The organism is Microbacterium sp. 20-116, from assembly GCF_041079415.1.
GTDB lineage: Bacteria > Actinomycetota > Actinomycetes > Actinomycetales > Microbacteriaceae > Microbacterium.
Genome location: NZ_JBFYGP010000001.1, coordinates 580384 through 594082, shown reverse-complemented (window position 1 = coordinate 594082; position 13699 = coordinate 580384). Strand labels below are relative to the sequence as shown.

Annotated in this window: 14 protein-coding genes and 1 tRNA gene; 5 read left to right on the top strand and 10 right to left on the bottom strand. The window is 69.1% G+C overall.

The window, feature by feature from the left end:
* Positions 1-15: 15 nt before the first annotated feature.
* The 3 genes from AB6V29_RS02925 to AB6V29_RS02915 are packed head-to-tail and all read right to left on the bottom strand — an operon-like array spanning position 16 to position 2884.
* Entirely contained in the window at positions 16-789 is a 774-nt protein-coding gene (locus AB6V29_RS02925) for an ABC transporter ATP-binding protein (protein WP_369356934.1), read from the bottom strand.
* Positions 786-1790: an iron ABC transporter permease gene (locus AB6V29_RS02920; protein WP_267789402.1), complete on the bottom strand. Its 1005-nt coding sequence runs from the start codon at positions 1788-1790 to the stop codon at positions 786-788. The genes AB6V29_RS02925 and AB6V29_RS02920 overlap by 4 nt, the downstream gene beginning before the upstream one ends.
* Positions 1791-1837: 47 nt before the next feature.
* On the bottom strand, positions 1838-2884 hold the full coding sequence (locus AB6V29_RS02915) for an ABC transporter substrate-binding protein (RefSeq protein WP_369356933.1): 1047 nt from the start codon (positions 2882-2884) through the stop codon (positions 1838-1840).
* A 202-nt stretch (positions 2885-3086) separates the two neighbouring features.
* Here AB6V29_RS02915 and AB6V29_RS02910 point away from each other — a divergent pair, with 202 nt between their 5' ends.
* From AB6V29_RS02910 to AB6V29_RS02895, 4 genes are read left to right on the top strand one after another with little or no spacing between them, the layout of a single operon-like run.
* A complete protein-coding gene (locus AB6V29_RS02910; RefSeq protein WP_210074589.1) occupies positions 3087-3872 on the top strand; it encodes a DeoR/GlpR family DNA-binding transcription regulator in 786 nt (261 codons plus the stop codon).
* Positions 3869-4834 carry a 1-phosphofructokinase family hexose kinase gene (locus AB6V29_RS02905; protein WP_369356932.1) on the top strand — a complete coding sequence of 322 codons (966 nt, stop codon included), beginning with the start codon at positions 3869-3871 and terminating at the stop codon, positions 4832-4834. Before AB6V29_RS02910 ends, AB6V29_RS02905 begins: the two co-directional genes overlap by 4 nt.
* Before the next feature lie 18 nt (positions 4835-4852).
* Positions 4853-6919 carry a fructose-specific PTS transporter subunit EIIC gene (locus AB6V29_RS02900; RefSeq protein ID WP_369356930.1) on the top strand — a complete coding sequence of 689 codons (2067 nt, stop codon included), beginning with the start codon at positions 4853-4855 and terminating at the stop codon, positions 6917-6919.
* Positions 6920-6946: 27 nt separating this feature from the next.
* Positions 6947-7216, top strand: coding sequence for an HPr family phosphocarrier protein (locus AB6V29_RS02895; RefSeq protein WP_055836516.1), 270 nt, complete (start codon positions 6947-6949; stop codon positions 7214-7216).
* 170 nt (positions 7217-7386) lie between these two features.
* Here AB6V29_RS02895 and AB6V29_RS02890 read toward each other — a convergent pair whose 3' ends face one another.
* Positions 7387-8025, bottom strand: a complete 639-nt coding sequence (locus tag AB6V29_RS02890; protein ID WP_141377205.1) for an MBL fold metallo-hydrolase — start codon at positions 8023-8025, stop codon at positions 7387-7389.
* A 187-nt stretch (positions 8026-8212) separates the two neighbouring features.
* Here AB6V29_RS02890 and AB6V29_RS02885 point away from each other — a divergent pair.
* Positions 8213-8288: transfer RNA gene (locus AB6V29_RS02885), tRNA-Glu, on the top strand.
* A gap of 982 nt (positions 8289-9270) precedes the next feature.
* On the opposite strand, the gene AB6V29_RS02880 is transcribed toward AB6V29_RS02885, so the two are convergent.
* From AB6V29_RS02880 to AB6V29_RS02855, 6 genes are all read right to left on the bottom strand, one after another.
* Positions 9271-9744 carry a hypothetical protein gene (locus AB6V29_RS02880; RefSeq protein WP_267787077.1) on the bottom strand — a complete coding sequence of 158 codons (474 nt, stop codon included), beginning with the start codon at positions 9742-9744 and terminating at the stop codon, positions 9271-9273.
* Positions 9741-11147, bottom strand: coding sequence for a hypothetical protein (locus AB6V29_RS02875; protein ID WP_369356929.1), 1407 nt, complete (start codon positions 11145-11147; stop codon positions 9741-9743). The genes AB6V29_RS02880 and AB6V29_RS02875 overlap by 4 nt, the downstream gene beginning before the upstream one ends.
* Positions 11148-11150: 3 nt before the next feature.
* Positions 11151-11435 (bottom strand): WXG100 family type VII secretion target, encoded by a 285-nt coding sequence (locus AB6V29_RS02870; protein ID WP_103208846.1) that lies wholly within the window; start codon positions 11433-11435, stop codon positions 11151-11153.
* Positions 11436-11581: 146 nt separating this feature from the next.
* Entirely contained in the window at positions 11582-11755 is a 174-nt protein-coding gene (locus tag AB6V29_RS02865) for a WXG100 family type VII secretion target (RefSeq protein ID WP_369356927.1), read from the bottom strand.
* 277 nt (positions 11756-12032) lie between these two features.
* On the bottom strand, positions 12033-13094 hold the full coding sequence (locus tag AB6V29_RS02860; RefSeq protein ID WP_369356925.1) for a DUF4349 domain-containing protein: 1062 nt from the start codon (positions 13092-13094) through the stop codon (positions 12033-12035).
* The gene (locus AB6V29_RS02855) at positions 13091-13645 is read right to left on the bottom strand and encodes an RNA polymerase sigma factor (protein ID WP_369356924.1); all 555 of its coding nucleotides are present in this window, start codon (positions 13643-13645) and stop codon (positions 13091-13093) included. The genes AB6V29_RS02860 and AB6V29_RS02855 overlap by 4 nt, the downstream gene beginning before the upstream one ends.
* Positions 13646-13699: the final 54 nt, after the last annotated feature.

The following is a 13699-nucleotide window of genomic DNA, read 5'->3' as shown; positions in this document are numbered from 1 at the left end:
GCCTCAGAAGAGGGGTCAGGATGCCAGCGGCCCGTCGAACAGGATCGTGGAGCGTCCGGTCTCGGCATCCGGGATCACTCGCGCCTTCACCTCGTAGACGTCGGCGATGAGCGCCGGGGTGAGCACCTCGGCGGGAGCCCCCGCCGCCACGACGCGGCCGGCGCGGAGCACGAGCACGCTGTCGCAGTAGGTCGCGGCGAGATTGAGGTCGTGCAGCGCGATGATGCTCGTCACGGGGAGGGCGGCCACGAGGGCCAGGACGTCGAGCTGATGACGGATGTCGAGGTGGTTCGTGGGCTCGTCGAGCAGCAGCTCGCGGGGCTCCTGGGCGAGAGCGCGGGCGATCTGGGCGCGCTGGCGTTCGCCTCCCGAGAGGGTGTGCCAGAGGCGATCGGCCTTGTCGGTGAGGCCCACGCGCTCGAGCGCCGCATCGATCGCGGCCTCGTCGCCGGTGGTGGAGCCGCCCCATACCGGACGGTGCGGTGTGCGGCCGAGGCGCACGACGTCGCGCACGACGATGTCGGCGTCGGTTTCGGCGTGCTGCGTGACCACGGCGACGGATCGCGCCACCTCGCGGCGACGCCACCCGCCCAGCGGTCGATCGTCGAGCAGCACCTCGCCCGAGTCGGGGCGCGCGGCACCCTGCAGCAGACGCAGCAGCGACGATTTGCCCGAGCCGTTCGGACCGAGAAGGCCCACGGTCGAGCCGGGTTCGGGGCGAATCGACACGTCGTCGACGACCAGGGCACCGCCCCGCGTCCAGCGGACCTCGCGGGTTTCGAGCGTCATGCGCGGCCCCTCCGTCGAACGAGCAGGGCCACGAATACCGGGACGCCGACCAGCGCCGTTCCGACCCCCACCGGCAGGGGCGTGGGGGCGAAGAGGGTGCGGGTCGCGGCATCTACCCACACCATGAACACGGCGCCGACGACCGCCGCGAGCGGAACGACGCGCACGTGACGCTGACCCACCATCAGCCGGACCGCGTGCGGTACGACGAGTCCCACGAAACCGACCGCGCCGACCACGCTGACGAGCGCGGCCGTCATCAGGGCCGTCACGATGAGCAGGCCGATGCGCGTACGAGCGACCGGGATGCCGAGGGAGGCGGCCACATCGTCGCCGAACGTGAAGGCATCGAGGGCGCGCGCGGCGAACAGGCACACGGCGCCGCCGACGACGACCACGACGGCGCAGAGCGCGACCTTGTCCCACCGCATGCCCTCGAGCGAGCCGAGGAGCCAGAACATCACCCCGCGCGTCTCGTCGCTGTCGGCCACGGCGAACACCACGAGCGAGGTCAGCGCCGAGAAGAATTGCGTGCTGGCGACACCGGCGAGGATCACGCCGGAGGTGCCGCCCGAGGTGAAGCGCGAGAGCAGCAGCACGAGGCCGAAGGCCACGAGCGCGCCGACGAAGGCCCCGCCCGAGAGGCCGAGCACTCCGCCGCCGATTCCGAGCACACCGATCACGACGGCACCGGTCGATGCTCCCGACGAGACCCCGAGCACGAACGGCTCGGCGAGGGGGTTGCGCAGCAGCGACTGCATGACGACACCGCACAGGGCGAGTCCTGCGCCTGCGCACGCCGCGACGAGGGCGCGGGGGAGGCGCTCCTCCCACACGATCGCGTTCTTGGCGGCCTTGACCGGGATGTCGGTCAGACCCAGGTGGTTCAGCAGCACGTCGCGCACGTTGACCAGTGACACGTCGGCCGGTCCCAGCGTGACGGCGACGCCGACGGAGATCACCAGCACCACGAGCCCGACGAGGGCGAGCACGATGCCCAGTCCCGCGGAGCCCCGACCGAGCCGGGCTCGCGAGACGACGCTCGCGCTCAGAGCGTGCTCCCGTTCTCGTCCCACCACGCGCGGATCTTGTCGAGTGCGTCGACGAAGCGGATCGAGGGGTTGAGCTCGGCGCCGTGCAACGCGATGTAGCGCTTGTTCTTCACGGCGGTCATGGTGCTCGTCAGGGGGTCGCTCTCGAGGAAGGCGATCTTGTCGGCGAGCCGGTCGCCCGGGAAGCGGTCGCGCTGCAGGTCGCCGAGGACGAGAACGTCGGGGTCGGCCGAGACCACGCTTTCCCAGCCCACCGCGGGCCAGTCGTCCGTCTGCGACGCGAACACGTTGGTCATCTTGGTGGTAGATGCCAGCAGCGCCGCGTTCGAGAAGCCTCCGGCCACGTACGGGGTCTTGGTGTCGGCGAACCAGAAGGCCACGGTGTGACCTTCGAAGTCGATGCCCTCGGTTGCCGCCGCGGCCCGCTGCTGCAGTGACTGGACCAGCGCTTCGCCACGGTCGGACACGTCGAAGATGCGCGCGAGGTCGCGGATCTCGCCGTAGAGCGTGTCGACTGTGAGGGGTGAGGTGCGCTTGCCGCCGGCGTTGATGCTCACGTCGCCGTCGCAGTCGGTGGGGGAGAGGTACGAGGCGATCCCCGTCTCCGCGAAGCGGTCGCGCGTGGCGACGCCGCCCTGAGCGAAATGGCGGCCGAACGAGGCGGTCACGAAGTCGGGGTCGGTGCCGAGGACGACCTCGTATGAGGGGGCGTTGTCGGACAGACGGGGGACCGCCGCGTTCGCCTCGGCGAGCGAGTCGAGCACCGGGTCGGTCCAGGATGCCGTGCCGACCATCCGGTCCTGCAGGCCCAGTGACAGCAGGATCTCGGTGGAGTCCTGGTCCAGGGACACGACGCGGCTGGGCGCCTTGTCGACCGTGATCTCGCGCCCGCAGTTCTGAAGCGTCAGCGGGTAGGCGGTGGCGCCCTCCCCGGTCGAGGAGGCCGAGGCTTCGGGGACGACCTCCGAGGCACCGCACCCGGTCAGCAGGGTTACAGCGGTCAAGACAACGAGCGGGAAGGCGAGGGCGCGGGCGCGTGGCATCCGGGAACTCCGTAGGGATCGTGGAACGAGCGGCCCGACGGTGGACCACGGGTAAGGATAGCCTCACTTGCTGCGCGGGCCGGACCGGTCTCTTCGTTCGTGTGGGAGTCCCGTCGCCCGCGGCGTCGTGTGCGGTGTCGCGAGTCTGTTGCCGTGTGTGGTTTCGTGTTGTATCGTGTGGGAATCTTCGAAGGGGATCCCCGTGTACGCAATGGAGCGCCAGCAGCTCATCGAGCGCGAACTGCGCGAGATCGGACGTGTCAGCGTCGTCGATCTCGCTCGCCGCTTCGACGTGACCACGGAGACCGTCCGCCGCGACCTCGACCGGCTTGAGGGGCTCGGTTCTCTCCGTCGCGTCCACGGCGGCGCGGTCGACATCGGTCGTGCCAGTACGGCGGAGTCCCCGCTCACCGAGCGTCGGGAGCGTCACCGAGACGCGAAGCGTGCCATCGCCGCCGAGGCCGTGGCCCTGCTCGGCTCCGATTTTCGCGGCTCGATCTTCCTCGACGCCGGTACCACGTCCGCAGCTGTCGCCTCGCTCCTGCCGTCCGCTCTCGGTGCGGGTATCAGCGCCGTCGAGGTCGTGACGCACTCGCTCGAGGCCGCGCACCTGCTCGCCGGCGAAGAACGCCTGTCGCTCACCACGATCGGCGGGCGCGTCCGAGGCGTCACCGCGGCCGCGGTCGGCGCCCACACGGTGCGCACCATCGGCCAGCTCCGCCCCGACATCGCGTTCGTGGGGACGAACGGTCTGAGCGTGGAGTTCGGCCTGAGCACCCCCGACCCCGACGAGGCCGCCGTCAAGGCGGCGATCATCCAGTCCGCCCGTCGCGTCGTTCTCGTCGCCGACGCGGCCAAGTTCGGCGAAGAACTGCTCGTGCGCTTCGCCCGACTCGACGAGCTCGACGTGCTCGTCACCGACGCCGCCCCTCCCGCGGCGCTTTCCGAGGCCCTCGAGGCCGCTGACATCGAGGTGCGCGTCGCATGATCGTCACTCTGACCGCCAACCCCTCCGCCGACCGCGCCGTCGTGCTGTCCGAGGCCCTCCAGCCCGGTGAGCTGCAGCGCGCTGTGTCCTCGCGCGAAGACGCCGGAGGCAAAGGCGTGAACGTCGCCCGCGTGGTCTCGGCCGCCGGCGCACCCGCGCGCGCGGTGGTGCCGGTCAATGCCCACGACCCGTATCGCATGCTCCTCGAAGACACCGGTATCGCGCTCGACGTGATCGAGGTGGCAGGCCGTGCCCGCGCCAACCTCACGATCACCGATCCCGCGGGTGAGACCACGAAGCTCAACCTCCCCGGCGCCGAGCTCTCTGCCGCCGAGGCCGAGGCCGTCGTCGCGGGAGTCGTCGCCGCCTCCGAAGGAGCCACCTGGCTGGTTCTGGCGGGGTCGCTGCCTCCCGGCGTCCCGACCTCCTTCTACGTGGATCTCATCACCGCCGTGCGTGCGCGGTGGGGGAGCGCCGCTCCGCTCATCGCGGTCGATGCCTCGGGTCCCGCCCTTGCCGCGGTCGTCGAGACCGCGCACCCCGACCTCATCAAGCCCAACCACGAAGAACTCGCCGAGCTCGTAGGAGAAGACCCGGCATCCGACGACGATGTCCTGGCCGCGGCGTCGCGCCGCGCGCAGTCGCTGGTTCCGGACCGTGTGGCATCCGCCCTCGTGACCCTCGGCGCCGACGGCGCCCTGCTGTTCACGGCCGAGGGAACCTGGCGCGGACGCGCCCCCAAGATCCAGGTCGCCAGCACCGTCGGCGCGGGCGACAGCTCGCTCGCCGGCTACCTGCTGGCCGACCTCGAAGGGGCTTCGGCCCCCGACCGTCTCGCGCGCAGCATCGCCTACGGAGCGGCCGCCGCCACTCTTCCGGGCACGCAGGCGCCGACTCCCGACGATCTGCCCGCGGGTGCGATCGCCGTCACCGAATTCCCCACCCCCATCGCAACATCCTGACCACGGAGGTCACTGACAATGTCCGACATCATCACTCCGGAGCTCGTCACCCTCGACGTGCCCCTGGGCACCGACAAGCAGTCGGTGATCCGCGCTCTGGCCGAGCGCGTCGTCGCGCAGGGCCGCGCGCGCAGTGCGCAAGAGCTGTTCGACGACGCCTGGGCCCGCGAGCAGAAGGACGAGACCGGCCTGCCCGGCGGCATCGGCATCCCGCACGCGCGCAGCGCCTCGGTCACCGAGCCCACGCTCGCCTTCGCCCGTCTGACCCCCGGCGTCGACTTCGGCGCCCCTGACGGCCCCGCCGACATCGTGTTCCTCATCGCGGCTCCCGAAGGTGCCGACGAGGCCCACCTCTCGGTGCTGTCGCAGCTCGCGCGCAGCCTCATGAACAACGACTTCATGTCGGGCCTGCGTTCGGCGCAGACGCCCACCGAAGCCGTCCGGATCATCACGGATGCCATCGCCCCGGCCGAGTCGCCGGTCGCGGCCGAAGCCCCCGCCGCCGCGGCGCCGGCTACGACGCGCGCCGAGGCCCGTACGGCCGTGAAGACGAAGAAGATCGTCGCCGTCACCGCCTGCGCGACCGGCATCGCGCACACCTTCATGGCGGCCGACGCGCTCACCGCCGCGGGCGCCGAGACCGAGGGGGTCGAGCTCGTCGTCGAGCCCCAGGGCTCCAGCGGCTACAAGGCGCTCCCGCAGAGCGTCATCGACGACGCCGACGCCGTGATCTTCGCGGTCGACGTCGACGTGCGCGAGCCCCAGCGCTTCGCCGGCAAGCCCGTCGTCCGCGCGGGCGTCAAGCGCGGCATCGAGCAGCCGAAGCAGCTCATCGCCGAGGCCCTCACCGCGAGCGACAACCCGAACTCCGCACGCGTGCAGGGCGGTGCCGCCGCGGCATCCGCGTCCGATGCTCCCGTGGCGCAGCAGTCGGTGGGCCGTCGCATCCAGCGGTGGCTGCTCACCGGTGTCAGCTACATGATCCCGTTCGTCGCCGGCGGTGGTCTGCTCATCGCCCTGGGCTTCCTGCTCGGCGGCTACGAGGTCACCAAGAACGCCTCGAACGTCATCATCCAGAACTCGCTCTGGGACCTCCCGACCGAGGGCATCACCTCGTCGTTCGGTCCGGTGGGGCAGTACCTCGGTTCGGTCGCCTTCATGATCGGTGCGACCTCGATGGGCTTCATCGTGGCCGTTCTCGCGGGCTTCATCGCGTACGCCATCGCCGACCGCCCCGGTATCGCCCCCGGCTTCGTCGCGGGTGCCGTGGCCGTCCTGATGAACGCCGGCTTCATCGGCGGCATCATCGGCGGTCTGCTCGCGGGCTTCATCGCCTGGTGGCTCGGTCGCTTCGACGCCCCGCGGTGGCTGCGCGGCCTCATGCCCGTCGTGATCGTGCCGTTCCTGGGATCGATCTTCGCCTCGGGCCTGATGATCCTCTTCCTCGGCCGACCGATCGCCGCCCTCATGGCCGCCCTCACCGACGGTCTGACCTCGCTCGCCGCCAGCGGCGCAGGTGCCATCGTGCTCGGTGTCATCCTCGGTCTGATGATGTGCTTCGACCTCGGTGGACCCGTCAACAAGGTCGCATACGTCTTCGCCACGACCGGCCTGGCCGCCGCGACCCAGACGAACACCACGCCGTACCTCATCATGGCCGCGGTCATGGCCGCCGGTATGGTCCCGCCGCTCGCGATGGCCCTCGCCTCGACGCTGCTCGCCCGCAAGAAGTTCACCCCGGTCGAGCGCGAGAACGGCGCAGCCGCGTGGCTGCTCGGCGCCTCGTTCATCTCCGAGGGCGCGATCCCGTTCGCCGCTGCCGACCCGCTGCGCGTGATCCCTGCCTCGATGGTGGGCGGCGCGATCACGGGTGGTCTGAGCATGCTGCTCTCGGTGCAGTCGTTCGCCCCCCACGGCGGGATCTTCGTCTTCTTCGCGATCAACCCCTTCTGGGGTTTCGCCCTCGCAATCGTGGCAGGTACCGTCGTGACTGCGTTGATCGTCGTCGCCCTCAAGGGCATCGGCCGCAGCACGCAGGACGCCGCCGTCGCTGAGGCTGCTCCCGCAGCCACGGTCGCCGCGTAACACCCCGTCGAATCGGAAGGATTCACCATGGCAGAACGTCAGGCCACCATCGCGAGCGCCTCGGGCCTCCACGCACGCCCCGCGAAGCTCTTCGTGCAGGCCGTGCAGGAGAAGAAGATCCCCGTCACGATCGCCGCCGAGGGCGGTGCCGACCTCAACGCCGGCAGCATCCTCTCGCTCATGGGCCTCGGTGCCGGTCACGGCACCGTTGTGACGCTGAAGGCCGAGGGCGACGGCGCCGAGCAGGCGCTCGACGAGCTCGTCGCCCTTCTCGAGACCGATCTCGACGCGCAGTAACGCACCTCTTCACAGAACACCGGATGCCACGGCCCCAGGGCTCGTGGCATCCGGTGTTTCTGCGAGATCGAGGCGTACGAAACTCCTGAGAAGTCAACCACGGATGTTGGTGTTCGGCGGTTCGGGACGCACGCCCGTGAACTTCTCAGGAGTTTGGCACGCTGTGGCCGTCAGACCTCGACGGAGTCGCCCGGCTTCAGGTCGACGAACGAGCCGCCGTTCTGCTCCACGGCCCAGGTGAGGCGCGCGTCGCCCATCTGCTTTCCGGCGACCGAGAGGGTCATGTCGTGGGTAGCGAAGACGCGTTCGGGCTTGACCGCGAGCACGTAGTCGATGGCGTCGCCGACCTTGAGCCACGGGGCGCCGACGGGGGCGGCGAGCAGCTCGACCTTCTTGTGCTTGGGGACCGCGAACGAATCGCCCGGGTAGTACACCGCGTCGTTGACGAGAACGCCGACGTTGTCGACCACGGGGATGGAGGAGTGGATGACCTCGTGCTTCCCGCCGAAGAACTCCAGGTGGAAGGGCCCGAGGTCGAGGGTGTCGCCCGGGTGCACCACGGTGACGTCGAAACCGGCCGCGGCGTCGCGCACCCCTTCGGGGCCGTAGATCGGCACGCCGGGGTGGGCCTTCTGCAGGCGGGTGAGGTGCTCGGGCGTCCAGTGGTCGGCGTGCTCGTGGGTGATGACGATGCCGTCGAGGTTCGTCAGCTCTTCGAGGGGCGAGGTGAAGCTGCCCGGGTCGATCACGAGCGAGTGACCGGATTCGGCGAGGACGAGGGCGGCGTGTTCGTGCTTCGTGAGGCGCATGAGACGAGTCAACTCCTGCACGCCGGAGTGGAGCAAGCGCTGGCGCGGTGGGTGAACAGCGTCTAACGGCTCTTCCGCGCGAGGCCATCTCGCGGTACCGTGGCCGGACACGCCCGAGAAGTCGACGCCTCGGCCTCGATTTTGCGTGGGCGTCAACTGTCATGCATACTTGAATGGTTGACGACGCGGCCCCATCGTATAGCGGCCTAGTACGCCGCCCTCTCACGGCGGTAACGCGGGTTCGAATCCCGCTGGGGTCACCAACACGAAAATGCCTCGACCGAATGGTCGGGGCATTTTCGTGTTGGCAGGGGATGCCCGGACTTCGCAACAGAATCGGAGACGTGCACCACCATCGGATGCCAGGACTCCCGGCATCCGATTCTGTTGCTTCGATCCGAATCCGGTGCGGAGTAAGCGCGGCTCAGCTTTCGCGTGCGGCTCGGCGGCACCGCACCAGGGGGCGCACCCCCCCACACCACCGCCAGGACCACGCCCGCCACCGCGATCCACGGCAGCAGGAACCCGAGGCCGACGACGATCCCGTTCAGCGGGAGCGCCCTTATACCGACGGACGCTCGTCTCATGCGAGAGAAGCTGATGAGTCTGCTCGTCGCTGTGTGGCCTGATGCCATCACGGTCGCCGTGTCATCGGCCTACGCGCCGAGCTAACCGCCGCGAATGTCAATATCAAGGCAGCTCTGCCGTATCACCCAGCGGTGAAAGGAGTGCTGGCTGTAGCCAACGCCAGCCCTGGTGCGCCGCCTACGCGGTGGGCCGAGTGGACAGCTTGTTCGAGCACATTGTCATCGCGACCGCACAGAGAGACGTGGCCTGACTGGGATTCGTGGGAATTGAAGTGTCGTGGCGAACCGGCTGCGTGCCCCGCCTGAGAACTCGGGGCGTCTCGGAGTTCTCAGGACCGATATCGAGGGGTTCGTCATGCCTCGCCCGGCTCACGCAGTGGAGGCTTTCAGAGGGCGCGCGACAGCAGCTTGGCGGGGCCGGTTGCCTTCCTCGATATCGGCCCGCGGAGCCAGTTCTGCGGCATTGCTTCGCTGATCCCGAAATCGGTCACGATCTGTTCGATGGTGACGCCGCTTTGAGGCCCACGGGCGGCCACCGAAACGCCCTCGCCAAGCCCCTGGGATTGGGACGGGCCGCGACGGCGTCCTCCCCGCCAGCACCTGACGGAACGAGCGATCAGTTGTCACCAATCCGTTCCGCTCGCCCGCTCGTTCTTCCCTAAAGAGTGGCCAGAGCAAAAGCTTCCTGGACAGCCGCCCCAAGCTGCGCCGCCGTGGGGCTATCCAGCCTGACCCGATGGTCAGTGAGCGGAGTGAAGCCGCTTCGTGCGCCGCCATTGTGGGCGGGCGTTACCAGGACGTGCGTCAGTGCACCAGCTTCATAGAAACCGTGCACCTTTACCTCTCGAACCCCCTTCGCGTATGCAGCGTAGGAGGGGAGCTTCAACCACTCCAGTAGTTCAGCGTCAGGCGGGTTGTGTCGTAGGTCACGGGCAGGCAGCACGGTGGACGCGGCCTCGTCGGTCGCTGCCATGACGGTCTGTCCAAGCGAAATGTCGTCATCGGCATCCGTAAGGACCTTTGGGAGACCGCTCAGAATCATCGCACCCTCCGTCGTGCGGGCCATCACATGGACGAGAAGAGTGCCGTCCGGTCGTAGGTCGATGTTGACCACTCCGTAGGTTTGACTCACCGAATGACCTCCACAGTCAGGCGTACGCCCTTCTCTAGTGCGTAGTCCTTCATGCTATTCAGAACAGCCTGCTGCTCAGCCGTCGCCGTGCGGGGAACCGCGAGCTGCAACTCGCGACCTTGTATGGCGATATCGTCGATTTCTCGACCGCCCCAGGTCGCACCCTTGAACTCAGCAAGTCTATCGATGTACCCCCTCAGGGTGCCGCGGAGACGAGACGGAACGAGATACGTCTTCGAAGCTAGATCGATGCTCTTGATGCTCGTCGCGACGCCGGTCGCGTCGTTGAACCGGTCGATGGTGGGGAAGGACGCCGGGAGGTTGCCTCCCAGGCGAGCCTCAATGGCGAATCCCCGAGGGGAGGGGCCGAAGGGCCAAGGGGACTTAGCGAGTTTGTCCGCCAGCGCGGTCAGCTTCTCCGCTGCGCCGGTGACGCTGGCTGTGGCTGCGACGGAGGGCGTCCGGGCGGCTATCGCCCGGAGTCCGTCGCTCGTTGCGTCGAGGGAGCGCCAGGCGAGACCTGCGGCGGCGGCCCTCGCACCTTCGGCTAGGCGTACGACGATTTCGACGAACCGGACCGTGTACTTACTGGCGTTGAAGACAGCGACGCCGTGTCCAACGAGCAGGCCCGCCCCTTCCGTAGCCGCGCCAGCGGCTAGGGCGATTGCTTCGATGGCTGCGGTCTCTGCGAGGAGGAGAGCGACTTGTTTGCGCAGTTCGTTCTGCGCATCGTCGATGTGCTGAGCGAGAGTTTCGGCGGAATCCGCGATGGCCCGTGCCTGCGCGGCGATGTCGGTCAGCGAATCGCCTACGGTGATGCAGACGCCTCGGGCGGAGTCCACCTCCGGCGACTCCTCATCCGCAAGCGCGGTTAGGGCAGACGATATCGAGGGCCAGGCGCTTTCGAGCTTGGTGGCGCAGTGTCTCCAGGCGAGTGCGAGGACGCGCAGTTTCGTAGGGTCGCCGTCCGGCCAAATGACCGCTACATACTTCTGAATGTCTAACCAGCCGTTTGGTGGGCCGAGCGAGCCACCCGCGACGCTGGGAACGGAGACGCAGACACCGAACGCCGGCGCATCGACGGCTATCGGCGCCTGGAGCATAGCGCCGAGCGCGTTCGAGTCCGCATCCGCGGACGCGTGATTCAGGCCCGTCTGCCTGAGCAACCCGCTCACGGTGAGCGCGGCGGCCACCGCGTCGTTGATGGCCTGAGCAACGGCGGGAGCGGTCTGGTCGTACGCCTGCGCCCACGCTGCCCCCGAGGGGTCATTGCCCGCGATGCGTCCTGAGTCAGCGAGGATAGCGCCGAGGGCAGATTCAGCGTCGCTGAGCGTCCGGGCGACGTTAGCGCCGAATTTCGTCGACGCCGCGTACCAGGCGTCGGGGTCGACGGTGATGAGCACTGGTCACCCCCACATCCGTGAGTTGGCATCCACCGCCGCGTCGTAGTTCGCTCGTGCGCCGTCGAGCAGTCGGCGCATCCCGGCCAGAGCCTCCGCCATCTCGCGAGAGTCGTCGGCCCAGGCGGTGTGGGCGAGCGTGTGGGCGTCCGACGCTTCACCGTCCCACGTCCCGTGAAGGCGATGAGAGGCTGCGTTCGCGTCTTCGAGAGCCTGCGTGACGCTGCGGGTGATGCTTGTCAGCTCCTCGACGAACTCTGAAAGCTGCGCGAGATGGACCGAGTGCCTCATCGCTGACCGCCCGCAGGCAGATTCGATCCCAGGGCGCGGGCGGCATCGCGGCTGGCCTGCTCAGCGGCGGCAATGTCAGCGGTTGCGCCTCGCAACGCGGCGGTCAGGCGGGAGAGTTCCTCCGTACTTCCCGTTGCTGCTGTGAACTACGCGTCGAAGAGCGGCCGGAACGCGGAGGCCGCATCCCCTGTCCACCCGACGGCGAGGAGGTCTTCGACGCGCTCGCGCACTTGCCGGACTCGAGCGGATAGGTCGTCCGAAGCCTCATCGAGACGCGTCGTCTCCGAAACGAGCGCCTGAAAATCAGCCCGAATTTCCATGCGGCCAGGGTACACACGTGCAGTCACCTCAGAAAGGTAACCGGGAGGCGCTGTGCGCCTCACATGCGGCTCAGTAGGGCAAGGGATCTGAGCGAGCACCCGTCACCGCAAATGGCTCCTGCGGGCGCTCGCGGAACCGGGAGAAAAGCGTTTACGAGCTTCTCGGGGTGGGCGCGCACCGCGACAGGTTCGGATACGTCGAACGGATTCGGATGCCGAGGCTCCCCGCATCCGATTCCGTTGCTCCGATCCGAATGCGGTGCGGAAGAAGCGCGGTTCAGCTTTCGCGTTCGGCTCGGCGGCGCCGCACCAGGAGGCGCACCCCCCAGACCACCGCCAGGACCACGCCCGCCACCGCGATCCATGGCAGCAGGAACCCGAGGCCGATCACGATCCCGTTGAGCGTGGCCACCAGTCCGTTCCAGCCGGCGCCGAGCCCGTCGCCGAAACCGGCGGGGTCGGCGGCGACGGCGGGGGAGCGCTCGACGAGGTGCACGCTCAGAGACGACATCGCGACCTGCGACTCGACCGACTGCAGCACCTGGCGGTCGGAGTCGAGCTGCGCCTGGCGCTCGGCGAGAGCGGACTCGGCGGTAATCAGGTCCGACACCGACCCGGCCTGCGCCAACAGCTGCGTCAAGCGCGCCACCGAGGCCTCGCCGGCCGCGACGCGAGCGCGCAAGTCGACCGTCTGCTCGGTCACGTCGGAGCGGCTGACCGTCGTGGCGGTGACCTCACCGACCTGGCGCAGGTCGTCCATCGTGCTCGTGAGGGCGGCCGCCGGAACGCGCACGGTGATCCATGCCGAGGATGCCGCGGGACCCGTTAACGCGCCCTCGTACGGCACCGCGCCGATCGCGCCGCCCAGCTGCGAAGACTCGACGTATCCGCCCGCCCCGGTCGCGGAGGCGCCGATCGCGGCGATCGCCACAGCGATGTCGTCCGCCTCGACGGTGCTCGACGCGGTGGCGACGATGTCTCGGGTCGCCGTGTCGCGCGCCGCTGCATCGCCCGCAGCGGCCTCGGAAGACGAGGCTGACCCCCCGGCATCCTGACCCGGGTCCACCGGTACGAGAGGTGGGTTCTGGGCGGCTCCGCTCGAATGCTGCTCGCTGGCCCCGACGATGGCGCTCGATCCGCTGGACTCCGAGGTGGCGGTCAGCGAGGGGCCCACGAACGCGGCGACCGCGACCACGGCGGCCGCGGCCCCGGCGCCCGTCCAGATCCCGCGACGACGGCGGCGCGTACGCTTGCGCTCGTCGGCGATCCGGCCGAAGACGGCGGTCTCTATGGCATCCATCCGCTCGTCGGGGAGCGGGGGAAGCGTGGGCGTGGTCATGGGGACTCCGTCTCGATCGCGGTGGCGCGCACCCGGGAGCGGATGCGGGAGAGGCGGTTGCGAACGGTGCCGTGCGAGACGCCCAGCGAGGCGGCTGCGGCCGCGTACCCGTAGCCCTCTGCGGCGCACAGCCGGAAGATCTCGCGATCGAGGTCGCTCAGCCGGTCGACGGCGGCGAGGATCGCTGCCACGGTGTGGGCCTGCACCACCTGAGCCTCGACGTCGACGAGGGAGGGGATCTCGTCGTCGAGCGCTGCGTGTGATCCGTGGCGACGGCGCGCCCTCAGACGGTTCTGCGCCTGCAAACGGCAGACGGTCGCGAGCCAGGGCAGCAGGGACTCGCCCTCGAGCCGCAGCGACGGGATCTTCCGCCAGGCGACCACGAAGGTCTCCTGCACGACGTCCTCCGCGTCCGCGGCTTCGCCGACGAGCCCGAGGGCGATCCAGTAGACCGGCCGCGCGTATGCCCGGTACAGCTCGCGATACGCGACCTCCGACCCGCCGGCGGCGCGCGCCACGAGGGCCCTGTCGTCGATGACTCCGTGGGTCATGGCATCCGTTCCGCCCTCCGGGTGAGCCCCGGGAAAGCACTCTCTCACTCAGGG

Excerpts from the sequence above, each read along its gene's own strand:
- AB6V29_RS02925 (WP_369356934.1), bottom strand. The coding sequence starts at position 789 with ATGACGCTCGAAACCCGCGAGGTCCGCTGGACGCGGGGCGGTGCCCTG.
- AB6V29_RS02915 (WP_369356933.1), bottom strand. The coding sequence starts at position 2,884 with ATGCCACGCGCCCGCGCCCTCGCCTTCCCGCTCGTTGTCTTGACCGCT.
- AB6V29_RS02905 (WP_369356932.1), top strand. The coding sequence starts at position 3,869 with ATGATCGTCACTCTGACCGCCAACCCCTCCGCCGACCGCGCCGTCGTG.
- AB6V29_RS02900 (WP_369356930.1), top strand. The coding sequence starts at position 4,853 with ATGTCCGACATCATCACTCCGGAGCTCGTCACCCTCGACGTGCCCCTG.
- AB6V29_RS02895 (WP_055836516.1), top strand. The coding sequence starts at position 6,947 with ATGGCAGAACGTCAGGCCACCATCGCGAGCGCCTCGGGCCTCCACGCA.
- AB6V29_RS02890 (WP_141377205.1), bottom strand. The coding sequence starts at position 8,025 with ATGCGCCTCACGAAGCACGAACACGCCGCCCTCGTCCTCGCCGAATCC.
- AB6V29_RS02870 (WP_103208846.1), bottom strand. The coding sequence starts at position 11,435 with ATGAGGCACTCGGTCCATCTCGCGCAGCTTTCAGAGTTCGTCGAGGAG.
- AB6V29_RS02865 (WP_369356927.1), bottom strand. The coding sequence starts at position 11,755 with ATGGAAATTCGGGCTGATTTTCAGGCGCTCGTTTCGGAGACGACGCGT.
- AB6V29_RS02860 (WP_369356925.1), bottom strand. The coding sequence starts at position 13,094 with ATGACCACGCCCACGCTTCCCCCGCTCCCCGACGAGCGGATGGATGCC.
- AB6V29_RS02855 (WP_369356924.1), bottom strand. The coding sequence starts at position 13,645 with ATGACCCACGGAGTCATCGACGACAGGGCCCTCGTGGCGCGCGCCGCC.